The sequence below is a fragment of the Dechloromonas aromatica RCB genome (genome assembly GCF_000012425.1).
Window position 1 is genome coordinate 108,635 of record NC_007298.1, and the last position, 15,717, is coordinate 124,351.

Consider the following 15,717-nt stretch of genomic DNA (forward strand, 5'->3'; position numbering starts at 1 on the left):
CGCTTACATCCGGAAAATGCCGAACTTCGTTTCTTCGGCTGGCGCATTCATCGAGGCGGAAAGACCGAGGCCAAGCACCCGGCGGGTATCGGCCGGATCGATGATGCCGTCGTCCCACAGGCGGGCCGAGGCGTAGTAGGGGTGGCCCTGCGTCTCGTACTGTTCGCGGATCGGTGCCTTGAAGGCGGCCTCTTCCTCGGCGCTCCAGGTCTTGCCGGTCGCTTCCATGCCGTCGCGCTTGACGGTGGCCAGCACGCCGGCCGCCTGTTCGCCGCCCATCACCGAGATGCGGGCGTTCGGCCACATCCACAAAAAGCGCGGCGAGTAGGCGCGGCCGCACATGCCGTAGTTGCCGGCGCCGAACGAGCCGCCGATGACGACGGTGAATTTCGGCACCTTGGCGGTGGCGACGGCCGTCACCATCTTGGCGCCGTCACGGGCGATGCCGCCATTTTCGTACTTGCGGCCAACCATGAAACCGGTGATGTTCTGCAGGAAAACGAGCGGAATGCCGCGCTGAGCGCAGAGTTCAATGAAATGCGCGCCTTTGAGGGCGGATTCGCTGAACAGGATGCCGTTGTTGGCGACGATGCCGACCGGATAGCCGTAGATGCGGGCAAAGCCGCAGACCAAGGTCGTGCCGTAACGGGCCTTGAATTCGTCGAAATCGGAGCCATCGACGATGCGACCGATGATTTCGCGCACGTCGAAAGGCTTCTTGCTGTCGGTCGGGATTACGCCGTACAGTTCCTCGGCCGAATAGAGCGGCTCGGCCGGTGCGGTCAGGGTGACTGGTGGCTGCTTCTTCCAGTTCAGGTCCTTGATGATGCGGCGGGCGATGGCCAGCGCATGGGCATCGTTCTCGGCCAGATGGTCGACGACGCCGGAAATGCGCGTATGCACGTCAGCGCCGCCGAGGTCTTCGGCCGACACTACTTCGCCGGTCGCAGCCTTCACTAGCGGCGGGCCGCCCAAAAAGATCGTGCCCTGGTTCTTGACGATGATCGACTCGTCGCACATGGCCGGCACGTAGGCGCCACCGGCGGTGCAGGAACCCATCACTGCGGCGATCTGCGGGATGCCCTTGGCCGACAAATTGGCCTGGTTGAAGAAGATGCGGCCGAAGTGCTCCTTGTCCGGGAAGACCTCGTCCTGCATCGGCAGGAAGGCACCGCCGGAATCGACCAGATAGACGCAGGGCAGGTGGTTTTCGAGCGCAATTTCCTGCGCCCGCAAGTGCTTTTTCACCGTCAGCGGATAGTAGGTGCCACCCTTCACGGTCGCATCGTTGGCGACGACCATGCATTCGACCCCATGCACGCGGCCAATGCCGGCGATCACCGAGGCGGCCGGCACATCGCCACCGTACATGCCGTAGGCAGCGAACTGGCCGATTTCGAGGAAGGGCGTGCCGGGATCGAGCAGGCCGCTGACCCGTTCGCGGGGCAGCAACTTGCCGCGCGCCAGGTGTTTTTGGCGGGCAGCTTCCGGACCACCGAGGGCGATCTTGTCGACCTTTTCATGCAGGTCGGCAACCACCGTCCGCATGGCGTCCGCGTTGGCCTGAAAATCGGCTGAGCGCGGGTTGAGTTGGGTTTTCAGTACGGTCATGTCTCCTCGCTTTTATTTGTTTCCGTTTGCCTGAATTTCTGAATTCCTGAAAAGCGCTACAACTGCTTTTCCTCTTTGAGCCATTTGCTGACTGGCTCCGGCTGGTAGGCGGCCATCGCGTCGAGCAGGTGTTCGATATCGGTATCGGCCAACGCCATCGCCCGGTTCTGGGCGCGCAGGAAGCCTTCCTGCACCGCGTGGTCGAACAGGCCGAGCAGCGGGTCGTAGAAGCCATTGACGTTGAGCAGGCCCATCGGCTTGACGTGGAAGCCGAGCTGGCCCCAGGTCAGGATTTCGCAGAATTCCTCGAAGGTGCCGAAGCCGCCGGGCAGGGCGATGAAGCCATCGGACAACTCGGCCATCCGGGCCTTGCGCGTGTGCATCGAATCGACGACTTCGATCCGCGTCAGCGCCCGGTGATCGACAGCGCGCCCGGCCACTTCCTTGCCCATCAGGGCTTCCGGAATGATGCCGATGACCGTGCCGCCGGCTTCCAGGCAGGCATCCGCCACCGCGCCCATCAGGCCGATGTTGCCGGCGCCATAGACCAGTTCGATGCCGCGCGCGGCCAGCAAGCGGCCGAGCTTTTCCGCCTCGGTACGGTAGAGCGGGTTGTGGCCGGCGTTGGAGCCACAGAAGACGCAGATTCGTTTCATGGTTGTCTCGGACAATTGCCGCTTAAAAACCGCCTGTTTCCAGCCAGTGTTCGATCTGCGGCAGACGGTCGGCGCCGAAGAAGGCTTCGCCGTCGATGATCACGTGCGGCGAACCGAAGACGCCGGCGGCCAGTGCCTTGTCGCATTCGTCCTTGAGGCGGGCCTTGATCTCGGGCGCCTGCAGCGCGGTAGCCAGTTGGGCACGGTCGATGCCGAGCTTGGCTGCAATGTCGAGCACGGTGTCCGGCGAGGACACATCGAGGTCGTCGACGAAGAAGCCACGATAGACGGCGTGGGCAAACTGACGGGCCAGCGCGCAGTCCTGGCCGTGCAGCCAGTAGTAGGCGCGGGCGGCGTTCTGCGTCGGCAGCGGGAAGCGGCTCGGCGGGTTGTAGGGGATGCCCATGTGGCGGGCCGAGCGGTGGAAATCGTGGAACATGTAGGTGCTCTTGCTGCTGACACCGTCAGCCGGGGGGCGGGAGCCGGTGGCCTGGAAAATCACGCCGAGCAGTACAGGATGCCAGCGCACCTTGCGGCCATGCTTTGCTGCCACGGCATCGATCTTCTCGCTCATCAGGTAGCCGTAGGGGCTGGAAAAATCGAAGTAGAAATCAATAGGTTCTGACATATCTTTGTCTCACAGTGTTTGTTTTGTTGGGATCAGTGACCTGATTTGCTTGGTGTTCGACGAACGTAGACAACCTTGATGTTGCTTCCGGCAACGGGGCGTTCTTCAACCGTGAAGACGTGTGGTTTGGACTTAACCAAATCGCTCAATTTTTTGAAGCCATATAGTCGCGGATCGAAATCCGGTTGCAGCTTTGTCAGGTAGCTGCCGAAAGCGCCCAAATTGGCCCAGCCATCATCATCTTCAGCCTGATCAAGTGCCTGTACGACGAACTGGATAGGCAGTGGCTTCTTGGCCGCACTGTTTTTGACCGGAGTCGATGGTGGGTGGGGGATTTGCGGGTCGAGTTTTTCGATGGCTGCTGGCCTTGAAGACTCTACGGTCTCGACAGCAGGAAGTGGGCGTAATATTTCGGTGAAAATGAATTTGTGGCACGCGTTGCGGAAAGCATCAGGGGTTTTCTCCTCACCAAAACCCAGGACAGTCAGCCCTTCTTCGCGGATACGCAGTGCGAGTCCGGTAAAATCACTATCGCTTGATACAAGACAAAAACCATCGAATCGGCGCGTATATAGCAAATCCATCGCATCGATAATCATCGTGCTATCCGTCGCATTTTTCCCTGTTGTATAGGCAAATTGCTGAACTGGCTTGATCGCATGCTGGTTCAGAACCTTCTTCCATTGGGAACTGCTAGGCGAAGTGAAGTCGCCATATATACGTTTAACCGTCGCCTCACCAAAACGGGCGACCTCAGCCAATAAGCCTTCGATAACGGTAGCTTGCGCGTTGTCTGCATCGATTAATACAGCGAGTCGGCGGGGCGAGGTATCGTTTGTTTCGTATTTGGCCATTGGCTCTCCGGAATTTTCTGAAGGTGCTAGCGCTGGAGATTGGGTGCTGAGCCCATTCTCCAGCGCCCAAATTTGTTACTCGCTGGCGATGCTGCGGCCAATGACCAGCCGCTGGATGTCGTTGGCGCCCTCATAGATCTGGCAGATGCGGACATCACGATAGATGCGTTCGACCGGGAAATCGCTGGTGTAGCCGACGCCGCCGTGGATCTGGATGGCGTCGGAGGCGATCTTCTCGGCAGCTTCGGAGGCGAACATCTTGGCCATCGAGGCTTCCTTCAGGCAGGGCTTGCCGGCATCCTTGAGCATGGCGGCGCGCCAGACCATCAGGCGGGCCGCGTCGAGCAAGGTGTTCATGTCGGCCAAACGGAAATTGACGGCCTGGTGCTCGATGATCGGCACGCCGAAGGTGACCCGTTCCTTGGCGTAACGCACCGCTGCTTCGAAGGCGGCGCGGGCCATGCCGATGCTTTGCGAAGCGATGCCGATGCGGCCGGCTTCGAGATTGGACAGGGCGATCTTGTAGCCTTCGCCTTCCTTGCCGAGCAGGGCGGAAGCCGGCACACGACAGTCTTCAAAAATGATCTGTACGGTGTCGGAGGCGTGCTGGCCCATCTTGTCCTCGGTGCGACCGACGATGAAGCCCTTGGTATCGGTCGGGATCAGGAAGCAGGAGATGCCCTTTTTGCCCGCGGCCTTGTCGGTGACGGCAAAGACGATGGCCATGTGGGCGTACTTGCCAGTGGTGATGAACTGCTTGACGCCATTCAGCACGAAATGGTCGCCATCGCGGTCGGCGCGCGTGGTGATCGCGGCGGCGTCGGAGCCGGTATGCGGCTCGGTCAGGCAGAAACAGCCCAGTTTTTCGCCACGGGCCAGCGGCTTCAGCCATTCTTCCTTCTGCGCGTCGGTGCCGTACTTGGCAGTAATGCCGCAGGCCAGCGAATTCTGGACCGAGACGATGGTCGAGGTGGCGCCGTCGCCAGCCGCGATTTCTTCCAGCGTCAGCACCAGCGACATGTAATCCATGCCGGCACCGCCCCATTCCTCGGGCACAACCATGCCCATGGCGCCCAGTTCGCCGAGTTCCTTCAGGGCCTCGGCCGGAAAGGTATGGTTCTTGTCCCATTCGGCGGCGAAGGGGGCGAGGCGCTCCTGCGCGAAGGCGCGCATCGAGTCACGGATCATTTCTTGTTCTTGGGTCAGAATCATTTGCTTATCTCCAAAGAAATCTTTTGTTTCGTGGTCAGCCAGACACCGGCGATGACCAGCAGGCCGCCGAACAGCACGGGCAGGCCAAGGCGCTCGTCGAGCAGCAGCGCCGCCTGCAGCACGGCAAAGACGGGGACCAGATTGATGAATACCGAGGCATGCCCCGCGCCCAGCGTGTGCACCGCTTCGGTGAACCAGGTGTAGGCGATGGCCGTGCCGAAAATAGCGAGGAAAAACAGGCCGGTCCACACCCGCCATGACCAGCTGGCCGGCGCGATATCGCCCTGGACCAGGGCGGCGAGGCCGAGCAGCAGGGCGCCGATCAGGCTGGCGTAGAGCGTCGTGGCCAGCGGTGACAGCGTCCTGGTCGCCATCCGGCCGATGAAGGTGTAGGCCGTCCAGCTCATCACGCAACCGACGATCAGCCACTCGCCAATGCCGACCGTGCCTTCGACCAGCGCCAGCGGATTGCCATTGCCGATCACCGTCAGGCAGCCGGCCAGGGCAATGGCGCTACCCAGCGCCTTGCGCCGGTTCATCCGTTCATGCCCGAACAGCCAGGCGGCCAGCACGATGACGACCGGGTTGAGCGCCACGACCAGCGCGCCGCGTCCGGCCGTGATGTGCTGCAGGCCGAAGAAGAAGCACAGGCCGTAAAGGAAGATGCCGAAAAAGCCCAAACCGCTCACCACGCCCCACTCACGGGTAGTTTTCGGCGCCGGAGCGCCTTTACCCGTGAGTAGCGCGAAACCGGCCAGCGCCAGCGCCGTCACCACGAAGCGAATCGAGGCAACAGCCAGCGGCGCCGATAGCTCCTGCGCGATGATGCGCCCGGCGATCCAGGTGCCTCCCCACATGAACATCGCAGCGACCAGTTTGGCGTAAGTGAGCGAAAGGGCCTTTTGCGGCAATTACAGCATTTCCACCGCGAGAGCCGTTGCTTCGCCACCGCCGATGCACAGGCTGGCCACGCCGCGCTTCTTGCCGTACTTCTTCAGGGCGCCCAACAGCGTGACGACGATGCGGGCACCGGAGGCGCCGATCGGGTGGCCCAGCGCGCAGGCGCCACCGTGGATGTTGACCTTGGCCGGGTCGAGCTTGAGGTCATGCAGCGAGGCCATGGTGACGACGGCGAAGGCTTCGTTGATTTCATACAGATCGACCGACTCAGCGGTCCAGCCGGTCTTGGCGAACAGCTTCTGCATGGCGCCGACCGGGGCCGACGGGAACAGGGCGGGCGTACCGGCATGCGTCGTATGGCCGACGATGCGGGCAATCGGTTGCAGGCCGAGCTTGGCGGCTTGCGAGGCGCGCATCAGGACCATCGCGGCGGCGCCGTCGGAAATCGACGAGGAGTTGGCGGCGGTGACCGTGCCATCTTTCTTGAAAGCCGGCTTCAGGGTCGGGATTTTTTCGACATTGACGGCAAACGGGCCTTCGTCCTTGTCGATCACGACGTCGCCTTTGCGGCCGGCGACGGTGGTCGGGGCGATTTCCCAGGCGAAGCTGCCGTTGTTGCTGGCTTCGATGGCACGGGTGGTCGAGCGGACAGCAAATTCGTCCTGCGCTTCACGGGTGAAGCCGTAGCTGGCAGCGCATTCTTCGGCAAAGGTGCCCATCAGGCGGCCGCGGGTTTCCTTGCCGTAAGAATCTTCCAGGCCATCGAGGAACATGTGGTCCATCAGCTGGCCGTGGCCGAGGCGGTAACCACCGCGGGCCTTGGGCAGCAGGTAGGGGGCATTGGTCATCGACTCCATGCCGCCCACCACGGCCGCACCGTAGGAACCGGCCAGGATGCCGTCGTGGCCGAGCATGGTCGCCTTCATGGCTGAGCCGCAAACCTTGTGGATGGTGGCGCAACCGGCGGAGAGGGGCAGGCCGGCCTGCAGCGCGGACTGGCGGGCCGGAGCCTGGCCCTGGCCGGCTTGCAGCACGCAGCCCATCAGCACTTCTTCGATCAGGTTGGCGTCGATGCCGGCGCGCTCGACAGCGGCCTTGATGGCCACGGCGCCGAGATTGGCGGCGGTCAGGCCGGCAAAGCCGCCCTGAAAGGCGCCCATGGCGGTACGGGCGGCGGAAACGATAACGATCGGGTCATTCATGCTGATTTCTCCTGAGTGGTTGTTGTAACTAGGCGTCCAACGCTTTGAGTGCGGCGTCGTAGCGGGAAGGCAAATCCTGTGGGCAATCGATCGTGATGCCGAGGTCGTGGATCAGGCCGTCCTTCAGGCCGTAAACCCAGCCGTGGACGGTCAGTTGCTGGCCGCGGCTCCAGGCATCCTGGACGACCGGGTTGTGGCAGACATTGACCACCTGCTCCAGTACGTTCAGCTCGCAAAGGCGGTCGTGGCGTTGCGCTTCCGGCAGGCTGTTGACGTTGGCCAGATGCTTGTTATGCACGTCATGAACGTGACGCAGCCAGAGGTCGACGATGCCGACCCGGTCCCGTTGCAATGCTGCGCCGACGCCGCCGCAGCCGTAATGGCCGACGACCATGATGTGCTTGACCTTCAGCACATCGACTGCGTACTGGATGACCGACAGGCAGTTGAGGTCGGTATGGACGACGACATTGGCAACGTTGCGATGGACGAAGACCTCGCCCGGTAGCAGGCCGACGATCTGGTTGGCCGGGACGCGCGAATCGGAGCAGCCGATCCACAGGAATTCCGGTGTCTGCAGGTGGGACAGGCGGTCGAAGTAGGTTGGGTCAACTTCCTGCATCTGGCGGGCCCAGGCGCGGTTGAAGTCGAACAGGTGCGACAGGTTTTCGCTGCGGATTTCCTCTTCCGACCAGTTTTCCAGATCGAGGGCGAGGAACATCGTGCCTTCGACTGGCGTCTGGTAATAGTTCGGTGCTTCGGTGAAGCCCAGTTCGCGGTAGAGCTTCACGGCCATACGCATGTTGGGCAGGGTGTCGATCATCAGCTTGCGGAAACCGATTTCCTTGGCCGCCTTGATCGCGGCCAGCGCCAGCGCGGCACCGATCCCGTGGCCGCGTTCGGCCGGATCGACATAGAGGCGCTTCATTTCGCAGACACCATCGCTGTCCGGCAGCGGGCGAACGCCGACACAGCCGGCCGGGCGACCATCAACCTCGGCAAAGAACAGGCGGCCCTGCGGTGCGACATAGGTGCCGGGCAGCGAGGCCATTTCCTGATCGAAGTTCTGGTACGACAGGTCGACGCCCAGCCAGGCCGCATAGTTGCGGAAGTACTGGCGAACCTGCTCCAGGGCTTCGCTATCGTTGGCGGTGAGGGTGCGTAGGGTAACGGTCATGCTGTTTAGCTCCATGTTGCGGCGCTCCTGTCCGGAGCGCCGGCAGGAGCGTGTTATGCGGTTTCAGCGAAGAGTTCGCGACCAATCAGCATTCTACGGATTTCCGAGGTGCCTGCCCCGATCTCATAGAGCTTGGCATCTCGCCACAAGCGGCCGGTTGGATACTCGTTGGTGTAGCCGACGCCACCCAGCGTCTGGATCGCTTCGCCGGCCATCCAGGTTGCCTTTTCAGCCGAGTAGAGAATGGCGCCGGCGGCATCCTTGCGCAGGGTGCGGGAATGGTCCGTCGCATCACAGGCCCGGCCGACGGCATAGACGTAGGCGCGGGTAGCCTGCCAGGTCGAATAGAGGTCGGCGACCTTGCCCTGCATCAGCTGGAATTCGCCGATCGCCTGGCCGAACTGCTTGCGCTCGTGCAGGTAAGGTACGACGACGTCCATGCAGGCGGCCATGATGCCGAGCGGGCCTCCGCAGAGGACCGCACGTTCGTAGTCGAGGCCGGACATCAGCACCTTGGTGCCGTTGCCGACACCGCCCAGCACGTTTTCTTCCGGCACTTCGCAATCGTCGAAGAACAACGGGAAGGTGTTGGAGCCGCGCATGCCCAGCTTGTCGAGGTGCGTGCCGTGGGTGAAGCCTTTCATGCCCTTTTCGACGATGAAGGCAGTCATGCCCTTGGCCCCGGCGTTGAGGTCGGTCTTGGCGTAGACGACCAGTGTGTCGGCATCGCCGCCGTTGGTAATCCACATCTTGGAACCGTTCAGGACGTAACGGTCGCCCTTCTTCTCGGCCTTCAGCTTCATCGAGACGACGTCGGAGCCGGCATTTGGTTCGGACATGGCCAAGGCGCCGACATGTTCGCCGGAGATCAGCTTGGGCAGGTATTTCTGGCGCTGGGCTTCGGTGCCGTTGCGGCGGATCTGGTTAACGCACAGATTCGAGTGGGCGCCGTAGGACAGACCGACCGAGGCCGAGGCGCGGGAGATTTCCTCCAGCGCCACGATGTGGGCCAGGTAGCCCATGTTGGTGCCACCGTACTCTTCGCCGGCCGTCATGCCGAGCAGGCCCATATCGCCGAATTTCTTCCAGAGGTCGGCCGGGAATTCGTTAGCGCGGTCGATTTCCGCGGCGCGCGGCGCGATTTCTGCATCGGCAAAGGCCTTCACCGCATCGCGCAGCAGGTTGATGTCTTCGCCGAGGCCGAAGTCGAGGCTGGGAATATTCATGTGGTTTGTCTCCGTTCCAGGTTTATTTTTTGAACTACTTTTCGGTTTTGCCATGCATGACCATGATGGTCTGCTGCATCAGCGCACAAAGCGTTTCCTTGCCGTCTTTCACCGCGAAAACCTCCGCCTGCGTGACGACCAGCGTGCGGCCGGGGCGCACCACCTTGCCGCGGGCGATCAGCTTCTCGCCATCGGCCGGGGCGACCAGGTTCATCTTGTATTCGACCGTCAGCACCGAAGCGCTGGCCGAAACCAGGGTCATTGCCGCATAGCCCGCCGCCGAGTCGGCGATCATGCCGACCACGCCGCCATGCACGAAGCCGTGTTGCTGCTCGACACCGGTCCAGTGCGGCAGGTGGATTTCCGTGCGCCCCGGTTCCACCACCGGCAGCGTGGCCTGGATCAGGTCCATGGCGTGCTGCTTGGCGAAGCTGGCGTGGACGCGTTCGGCGAAATCGGGATCGTGGGCGTGGATGCTCATTGGGAAAATCCTCCTGTTGCGGATTGTATTTACGTTTACGTTAACGTCAACTGGCTCGTCAAAAATTATCAGCTGCCACTGCGGCGAGCCAGTTCCTTTTGACACTGGTTTTCGAACTGGCTGATTTCGGCCAGCATCGCTTCGATGTCCTCGCGTTGCTGTTCCAGTGCGGCGCGGCGCTTTTCCATGACGCGCAGGCATTCGAGCAATTGGGGCGTTTCGTCCTCGGTCGACGCGTACATGCCGATCAAATCCTTGATCTCGGCCAGCGACAGGCCGAGACGCTTGCCGCGCAGGGCCATCTTCAGGCGAGCCCGGTCGCGGCGGTTGAAGATGCGTTTGCTGCCTTCACGCTCCGGCGACAGGATGCCCTGGTCTTCCCAAAAGCGGATGGTACGTGGCGTGATGCCGAATTCCCGAGCCAGGTCGGAAATAGCGAAGGTGATGGCCGTCTGGCTCATTTTGTCTCCTGATAGTGCGGCAGAGTAAATCAGAAGCGGGGGCTTTTTTCAATCCGCTACCGTATGGTAAGTTGATTGCCCCTATTTCCGGGTTTTCCCATGTCCCTGCATTTTCCCCATGCCCATCCGCCCGCCGCTGGCGAGCTGACCGAAGTTGCGCCCGGTGTTTACTGGCTGCGCATGCCGTTGCCTTTCCAGCTCGATCACATCAATCTCTGGCTGCTGCGTGATGGCGAGGGCTGGACGATCATCGACACGGGCTTTCCCGATGATGCAGTTCGGGCGATGTGGACACAGATTCTTGACTGGCTCGATGGCCCGGTGACGCGCCTGATCGTCACCCATTTCCATCCCGATCATCTTGGTCTGGCCACCTGGTTGATGGAAAAAACCGGTGCGCCGCTGTCGATGACGACCGGGGAGTTCCTGACCGCCCATGTCGTCTGGCATGAAGTTGGCGGTCATGGGGCGCGTTTCATGGTCGAACAATTCCGCCAGCATGGCTTGGATGCCGAGCATCTGGCCAAATTCGAGCAGCGCGGATCTGGCTATCGGCGCGCGGTGCCAGCCTTGCCGGAGTATTACCATCGGCTGATGGCCGGGGGCATCGTGCGCATTGATGGTAAAAAATGGCAAATTCTAATTGGTCATGGTCATGCCCCCGAACATTTGGCACTTTACTGCGCCGAACTCGGCGTGTTAATTTCGGGCGACATGCTATTGCCAAGAATTTCGACTAACGTCAGCGTTTTCGCGGCGACCCCGGAAGCTGATGCTTTGCGTTGGTATCTGGATTCGCTGGACGAAATGGCGAGAGATATTCCGGCAGAGACGCTCGTGCTGCCTTCGCACGGGTTGCCCTTCACCGGGGTGCAAGAGAGGGTTCAGGCATTGCATGCGCATCACGAAGAGCGACTGCAAGCACTGGAAAATAGCTGTGAACAAGCGCCACAGAGCGCCGCCGAGTTGCTGGATGTCCTGTTCAATCGGGCGCTCGACACACACCAAACCATGTTCGCGATGGGCGAAGCGATCGCCCATCTGAACTACCTTGAACAAGCTGGTCGGTTGTCGCGTAGCATGGACGCCGATGGGGTAATTCGCTATTCGCGGTTGCGGTATTGACCCGCCGCGCACTGACAGAGGGAGTTTGAAGATGTCGCAGCAAACCGAAGACCAGAGCATGAATCTGCCGAACCCGGCCGAAATTGCTAAGACCTATGCCGAAGTCGCCCAGCGCGCCTCCCGGCTGATCACCCAGTTCATGGAAAAGAAGGCAAAGGACGGCGTTGACGCGCCGGCCGACGAGTTGGGCGTTGCCAAAGCCTTCATGGACCTTTCCGCCCGTCTGATGGCCAATCCGTACAAGCTGGCCCAGACCCAGATGAACATGATGTGGGATTACTTCTCCCTGTGGCAGGGCTCCATGATGAAGATGATGGGCGTGCCTGGTTCTGGCCCCGTCGCTGCCCCGAAAAAGGGTGATAATCGTTTCAGGGACGAAGACTGGGAACAGCATTTCCTGTTCGACTTCGTCAAGCAATCCTACCTGATCACCGCCCGTCACCTGCATGACACCGTCGCCGGTACCGAAGGTCTGGATGAAGCGACCCAGCAGAAGGTCAACTTCTTCACCCGCCAGTACATCGATGCGCTGTCGCCGTCCAATTTTGCCCTGACCAATCCGGAAGTCTTCCGCGAAACCGTCAAGAGCCACGGCCAGAACCTGATCAAGGGCCTGAACAACCTGCTGCACGACGTCGAATCCGGCGATGGCCAGCTGCGCATCCGGATGACCGACACCTCGGCCTTCGAAATGGGCAAGAACGTTGCCACGACGCCGGGTAAGGTGATCTTCCAGAACGAACTGTTCCAGCTGATCCAGTACAACCCGACGACCCCGGATCAGAACAAGAAGCCCTTCCTGATCGTCCCGCCGTGGATCAACAAGTACTACATCCTCGACCTGCGCGAGAAGAATTCCATGGTCAAGTGGGCGACCGACCAAGGTCACACCACCTTCATCATGTCCTGGATCAACCCGGACGAAAAGCTGGCCAAGAAGTCCTTCGAGAACTACCTGCTCGAAGGTTCGCTGGAAGCCATCAACCAGGTCTGCGCCCACACCGGCGAAGACAGCGTCAATCTGGCCGGCTACTGCCTGGGCGGCACGCTGACCATGACCACGCTGGCCTACATGGCTGCCAAGAAGGACAAGCGTGCTGCTTCTGCCACCTTCTTCACCACCATGCTCGATTTCTCCGAGCCGGGCGAACTGGGCATCTTCCTCGATGAAGGCGCCGTCGCCGGTCTGGAAAAGAAGATGGCCGAACGCGGCTTCCTCGAAGGTTCGGAAATGGCCGGCACCTTCAACATGCTGCGTGCCAACGACCTGATCTGGTCCTTCGTGGTCAACAACTACCTGATGGGCAAGGATCCGTTCCCGTTCGACCTGCTCTACTGGAACTCCGACTCCACCCGCATGCCGGCCGCGATGCACAGCTTCTACCTGCGCAACATGTACCTCGGCAACCTGCTCAAGGAACCGGGCGGCATCACGCTGGGCGGCGTCAAGATCGACATCAGCAAGGTCAAGACGCCGTGCTACTTCATCTCCACGATCGAAGACCACATCGCACCGTGGAAGAGCACCTACATGGGCGCCCGCCTGCCGTCCGGCCCGACCAAGTTCGTGCTGGGTGGTTCCGGCCACATCGCCGGTATCGTCAATCCGCCGGCCGCCAACAAGTACGGTTTCTGGACCAATGACGCCACCGATGGCAACCTGCCGGAAAGCCCGGAAGACTTCCTGGCCGGTGCCACGCAGAACGCCGGTTCGTGGTGGACCCATTGGAATCAGTGGGTTACCAGCCTGCCGGGTGGCTCGGCCAAGGTCAAGGCCCGCAAGCCGGAAGACGGCAAGCTGGCGGTCATCGAAGATGCACCGGGTTCTTACGTCAAGTTCCGTCTGGATACCCAGAAGAAAGCCTAAAGGCGATTCTGCTTGAAGGAGAAAGGGAGGCTACGGCCTCCTTTTTTATTTGACGAACGAATTGACTGTTTTTTTAGGGGAACGACGGATACGCTGGATCGGCCGATTCCTGTCACCCCGTTTCCTGAACCATGCCTGACTCCGTCTGTCTTACGGACACAGACAGAAAGGAGACCTGCCATGTTCGACTCTCCCGTTGTTTCCGTTCATATTCCGTTGGCACTCCGCAGTTTTTCCGGTGGTCATGATGAAATTACCGCCAGTGGCGACACCGTCGGTGAGGTTCTTGCCGCTGTTGGCCATGAATTTCCGGCGATACGTGATTATCTGATGTCGTCGGGTGGAGATTTACTGCCTGGTGTGGCCGTATTTCTTGGTCCTCGCAGCATTGGTGAATTGCAGGGCTTAGCGACACCGATCGAGTTGGAGGAAGTCCTTAGTATCGTGCCGATCGGTGGGGAGTAAGCGGGTTTCTGCTTATTTGCCCCGGGGATTCCGTCCGTGAGCGGAAAAGGCTTCGCTGCGCCACGGGAATCAGAATTGGACGGCATTGGGGTATGCTCTCTTCGAAATAGTTGGCCATAGGCGCCAGGTGGGGAGAGTTTTATGTCCGAAGAAATCGTTTCCCAGATCAGCAAGGCGCTTGCGCACAACGAAAACCCTATTTCATTTGCGATTACGCTGATGGAACACTTGGTGGTTCCCACCTTCGTGCTCGATGCGGATCAAAATGTACTGATCTGGAACCGGGCTTGTGAGCGCCTGACCGATATTCCCGCTGCGGAGGTGCTTGGCACACGTAACCACTGGCGCGCTTTCTATGAAGAGCCCAGGCCCTGTCTGGCCGATCTGCTCGCCACTTCCAGCCTTGAGCAGATTTCCGATCTATATACTGCGTCCGACGACCCGAGCCACCCGTCGTTTGGCGTGCATGCCGAGAATTGGTGCTGGATGCCGCGTCGTCGTCAGCACCTTTATCTGGCAATTGATGCCGGGCCGGTGTTTGACGAGTCCGGCAAACTGATTGCTGTCGTCGAGACCCTGCGCGATACCACTGAAAGACATATTGCCCAGATCAAGGTGCAGGAGCAGGCCAGCATCCTGAAGGCCCATTTCGACGAACAGGAACGCGAGACGGAACTGGCGCGACGTATTCTTGACCACCAGATTCGTGGCGATCTGATGCAACAGGCCGGGGTCAAGTATTCGGTCATTCCTGCCAGCAATTTTTCGGGGGACATGGTCCTTGCTGCTCGCTCACCATCCGGCCGCATGTACGCCATCCTGGCCGATGCGACCGGCCATGGCCTTTCGGCTGCGGTCAGCGTCCTGCCTATGGTCCAGGAATTTTATCGTCTGGTCGAACTGTCATCACCGCTGAGTACGCTGATCGAGTCGATCAATTTTCTGCTGGCCAATTCCTTGCCGCTCGGCCGCTTCGTCGCCGCTGCCTTCGTCACTTTGGACGAAGCTGCCAAAGAAGGGGAAATATGGGTGGGTGGGGTGCCGGATGTGTTGATGTTCGACCGCGCCGGTCGGCTGGAGCGGCGCATCGCGTCGAGCAATTTGCCATTGGGTATCGTCAAGACCAGTGACGGTGTTCAGGGTATCGAGCGCTTCAACTGGATTCACGCCTGCCAGCTGCTGCTGGTCTCGGATGGCATTGTCGAGGCCTGTAACTCAGATGACGTCGCTTTTGGTGACAAGCAATTGATACGGGTCGTCGAGCAGCGGCTACCCGGTGTTGAATTGACCGATGCATTGCAACAGGCCTTGCAGCAGCATTTGAAGGGCAGTAACGCCCATGACGACATGTCGATGCTGGTCATCGACTGTCCGGCAGGAAGTGACTAGTGGCGAAGGAGTGGCAGCCGGCTTGAAAACTTCGGCCACTCCACGGCATCCAGCATGTTCTTGATGATCAGTCCGAGCTCCGTATCGCCAGTGATCTCCAGTTCGCGGTTGAAGAACAACGTATCCGGGTCTTCCTGACGGGCCAGCAACTGCAGGTAGGCCGACAGATTGGCCGCAAAGGCCAGGTCGGGTTCGCGCTCAGGACGGAAAACCGGGCGGAACAGGCCATCCCGGTAGGTATAGGAGGCTTCGCCGCCAGTATCCAGCACACGAACGCGGAACAGCTTGTCCTCCAGCAGCGCCAACTCGCTTTCCGGTAGCAACTTCATTTTCAGTGCTGCGTTCAAGCCGCCCACCAGTACCAGCGCGTGGGGCCATTGCGGCAGCTTCTGGCCGAGGTTGGCAACGAAGTCAGGCAGCTTGAATTTTGGAATGGTGAAGTTGCCGGTCATGTTCATGCTCC

The 15,717-nt window shown here is 60.5% G+C and carries 16 protein-coding genes; 4 read left to right on the forward strand and 12 right to left on the reverse strand.

Annotated elements, in window-relative coordinates; translation table 11 throughout:
• Nucleotides 1–3: 3 nt before the first annotated feature.
• The 11 genes from DARO_RS00515 to DARO_RS00565 form a co-directional block, all read right to left on the reverse strand.
• Entirely contained in the window at nt 4–1,611 is a 1,608-nt protein-coding gene (locus tag DARO_RS00515; RefSeq protein ID WP_011285861.1) for a carboxyl transferase domain-containing protein, read from the reverse strand.
• Between the two features lie 56 nt (nt 1,612–1,667).
• Nucleotides 1,668–2,267, reverse strand: a complete 600-nt coding sequence (locus DARO_RS00520; protein ID WP_011285862.1) for a TIGR00730 family Rossman fold protein — start codon at nt 2,265–2,267, stop codon at nt 1,668–1,670.
• A gap of 22 nt (nt 2,268–2,289) precedes the next feature.
• Entirely contained in the window at nt 2,290–2,895 is a 606-nt protein-coding gene (locus DARO_RS00525; RefSeq protein WP_011285863.1) for a 2-hydroxychromene-2-carboxylate isomerase, read from the reverse strand.
• Nucleotides 2,896–2,927: 32 nt separating this feature from the next.
• Entirely contained in the window at nt 2,928–3,749 is an 822-nt protein-coding gene (locus DARO_RS00530; protein ID WP_011285864.1) for an NYN domain-containing protein, read from the reverse strand.
• 75 nt (nt 3,750–3,824) lie between these two features.
• Nucleotides 3,825–4,961 carry an acyl-CoA dehydrogenase gene (locus DARO_RS00535; RefSeq protein ID WP_011285865.1) on the reverse strand — a complete coding sequence of 379 codons (1,137 nt, stop codon included), beginning with the start codon at nt 4,959–4,961 and terminating at the stop codon, nt 3,825–3,827.
• A complete protein-coding gene (locus DARO_RS00540; protein WP_011285866.1) occupies nt 4,958–5,872 on the reverse strand; it encodes a DMT family transporter in 915 nt (304 codons plus the stop codon). Before DARO_RS00540 ends, DARO_RS00535 begins: the two co-directional genes overlap by 4 nt.
• Nucleotides 5,873–7,063: an acetyl-CoA C-acyltransferase gene (locus DARO_RS00545; protein ID WP_011285867.1), complete on the reverse strand. Its 1,191-nt coding sequence runs from the start codon at nt 7,061–7,063 to the stop codon at nt 5,873–5,875.
• A 28-nt stretch (nt 7,064–7,091) separates the two neighbouring features.
• Nucleotides 7,092–8,240, reverse strand: coding sequence for a carbonate dehydratase (can, locus tag DARO_RS00550; protein ID WP_041224602.1), 1,149 nt, complete (start codon nt 8,238–8,240; stop codon nt 7,092–7,094).
• 53 nt (nt 8,241–8,293) lie between these two features.
• Entirely contained in the window at nt 8,294–9,466 is a 1,173-nt protein-coding gene (locus DARO_RS00555) for an isovaleryl-CoA dehydrogenase (RefSeq protein WP_011285869.1), read from the reverse strand.
• 34 nt (nt 9,467–9,500) lie between these two features.
• Nucleotides 9,501–9,947 (reverse strand): PaaI family thioesterase, encoded by a 447-nt coding sequence (locus DARO_RS00560; protein ID WP_011285870.1) that lies wholly within the window; start codon nt 9,945–9,947, stop codon nt 9,501–9,503.
• Nucleotides 9,948–10,015: 68 nt separating this feature from the next.
• A complete protein-coding gene (locus DARO_RS00565; protein ID WP_011285871.1) occupies nt 10,016–10,408 on the reverse strand; it encodes a MerR family transcriptional regulator in 393 nt (130 codons plus the stop codon).
• A gap of 99 nt (nt 10,409–10,507) precedes the next feature.
• Between DARO_RS00565 and DARO_RS00570 the strand changes: the two genes are divergently transcribed.
• The 4 genes from DARO_RS00570 to DARO_RS21425 all read left to right on the forward strand — a co-directional run bounded on the left by DARO_RS00570 (nt 10,508) and on the right by DARO_RS21425 (nt 15,254).
• A complete protein-coding gene (locus DARO_RS00570; protein ID WP_011285872.1) occupies nt 10,508–11,533 on the forward strand; it encodes an MBL fold metallo-hydrolase in 1,026 nt (341 codons plus the stop codon).
• A 31-nt stretch (nt 11,534–11,564) separates the two neighbouring features.
• Nucleotides 11,565–13,400 carry a class I poly(R)-hydroxyalkanoic acid synthase gene (locus DARO_RS00575; protein ID WP_011285873.1) on the forward strand — a complete coding sequence of 612 codons (1,836 nt, stop codon included), beginning with the start codon at nt 11,565–11,567 and terminating at the stop codon, nt 13,398–13,400.
• Between the two features lie 180 nt (nt 13,401–13,580).
• Entirely contained in the window at nt 13,581–13,865 is a 285-nt protein-coding gene (locus tag DARO_RS00580; RefSeq protein ID WP_049758352.1) for a hypothetical protein, read from the forward strand.
• A gap of 141 nt (nt 13,866–14,006) precedes the next feature.
• Nucleotides 14,007–15,254, forward strand: a complete 1,248-nt coding sequence (locus DARO_RS21425) for a SpoIIE family protein phosphatase (RefSeq protein ID WP_011285875.1) — start codon at nt 14,007–14,009, stop codon at nt 15,252–15,254.
• Here the strand turns inward: DARO_RS21425 and ubiT are convergent.
• Nucleotides 15,251–15,706: a ubiquinone anaerobic biosynthesis accessory factor UbiT gene (ubiT, locus tag DARO_RS00595; protein ID WP_011285876.1), complete on the reverse strand. Its 456-nt coding sequence runs from the start codon at nt 15,704–15,706 to the stop codon at nt 15,251–15,253. The genes DARO_RS21425 and ubiT overlap by 4 nt on opposite strands.
• Nucleotides 15,707–15,717 lie beyond the last annotated feature (11 nt).

Excerpts from the sequence above, each read along its gene's own strand:
- DARO_RS00575 (WP_011285873.1), top strand. The coding sequence starts at position 11,565 with ATGTCGCAGCAAACCGAAGACCAGAGCATGAATCTGCCGAACCCGGCC.
- can (WP_041224602.1), bottom strand. The coding sequence starts at position 8,240 with ATGACCGTTACCCTACGCACCCTCACCGCCAACGATAGCGAAGCCCTG.
- DARO_RS00525 (WP_011285863.1), bottom strand. The coding sequence starts at position 2,895 with ATGTCAGAACCTATTGATTTCTACTTCGATTTTTCCAGCCCCTACGGC.
- DARO_RS00555 (WP_011285869.1), bottom strand. The coding sequence starts at position 9,466 with ATGAATATTCCCAGCCTCGACTTCGGCCTCGGCGAAGACATCAACCTG.
- DARO_RS00520 (WP_011285862.1), bottom strand. The coding sequence starts at position 2,267 with ATGAAACGAATCTGCGTCTTCTGTGGCTCCAACGCCGGCCACAACCCG.
- ubiT (WP_011285876.1), bottom strand. The coding sequence starts at position 15,706 with ATGACCGGCAACTTCACCATTCCAAAATTCAAGCTGCCTGACTTCGTT.
- DARO_RS21425 (WP_011285875.1), top strand. The coding sequence starts at position 14,007 with ATGTCCGAAGAAATCGTTTCCCAGATCAGCAAGGCGCTTGCGCACAAC.
- DARO_RS00535 (WP_011285865.1), bottom strand. The coding sequence starts at position 4,961 with ATGATTCTGACCCAAGAACAAGAAATGATCCGTGACTCGATGCGCGCC.
- DARO_RS00515 (WP_011285861.1), bottom strand. The coding sequence starts at position 1,611 with ATGACCGTACTGAAAACCCAACTCAACCCGCGCTCAGCCGATTTTCAG.
- DARO_RS00570 (WP_011285872.1), top strand. The coding sequence starts at position 10,508 with ATGTCCCTGCATTTTCCCCATGCCCATCCGCCCGCCGCTGGCGAGCTG.
- DARO_RS00565 (WP_011285871.1), bottom strand. The coding sequence starts at position 10,408 with ATGAGCCAGACGGCCATCACCTTCGCTATTTCCGACCTGGCTCGGGAA.
- DARO_RS00560 (WP_011285870.1), bottom strand. The coding sequence starts at position 9,947 with ATGAGCATCCACGCCCACGATCCCGATTTCGCCGAACGCGTCCACGCC.
- DARO_RS00530 (WP_011285864.1), bottom strand. The coding sequence starts at position 3,749 with ATGGCCAAATACGAAACAAACGATACCTCGCCCCGCCGACTCGCTGTA.
- DARO_RS00580 (WP_049758352.1), top strand. The coding sequence starts at position 13,581 with ATGTTCGACTCTCCCGTTGTTTCCGTTCATATTCCGTTGGCACTCCGC.
- DARO_RS00545 (WP_011285867.1), bottom strand. The coding sequence starts at position 7,063 with ATGAATGACCCGATCGTTATCGTTTCCGCCGCCCGTACCGCCATGGGC.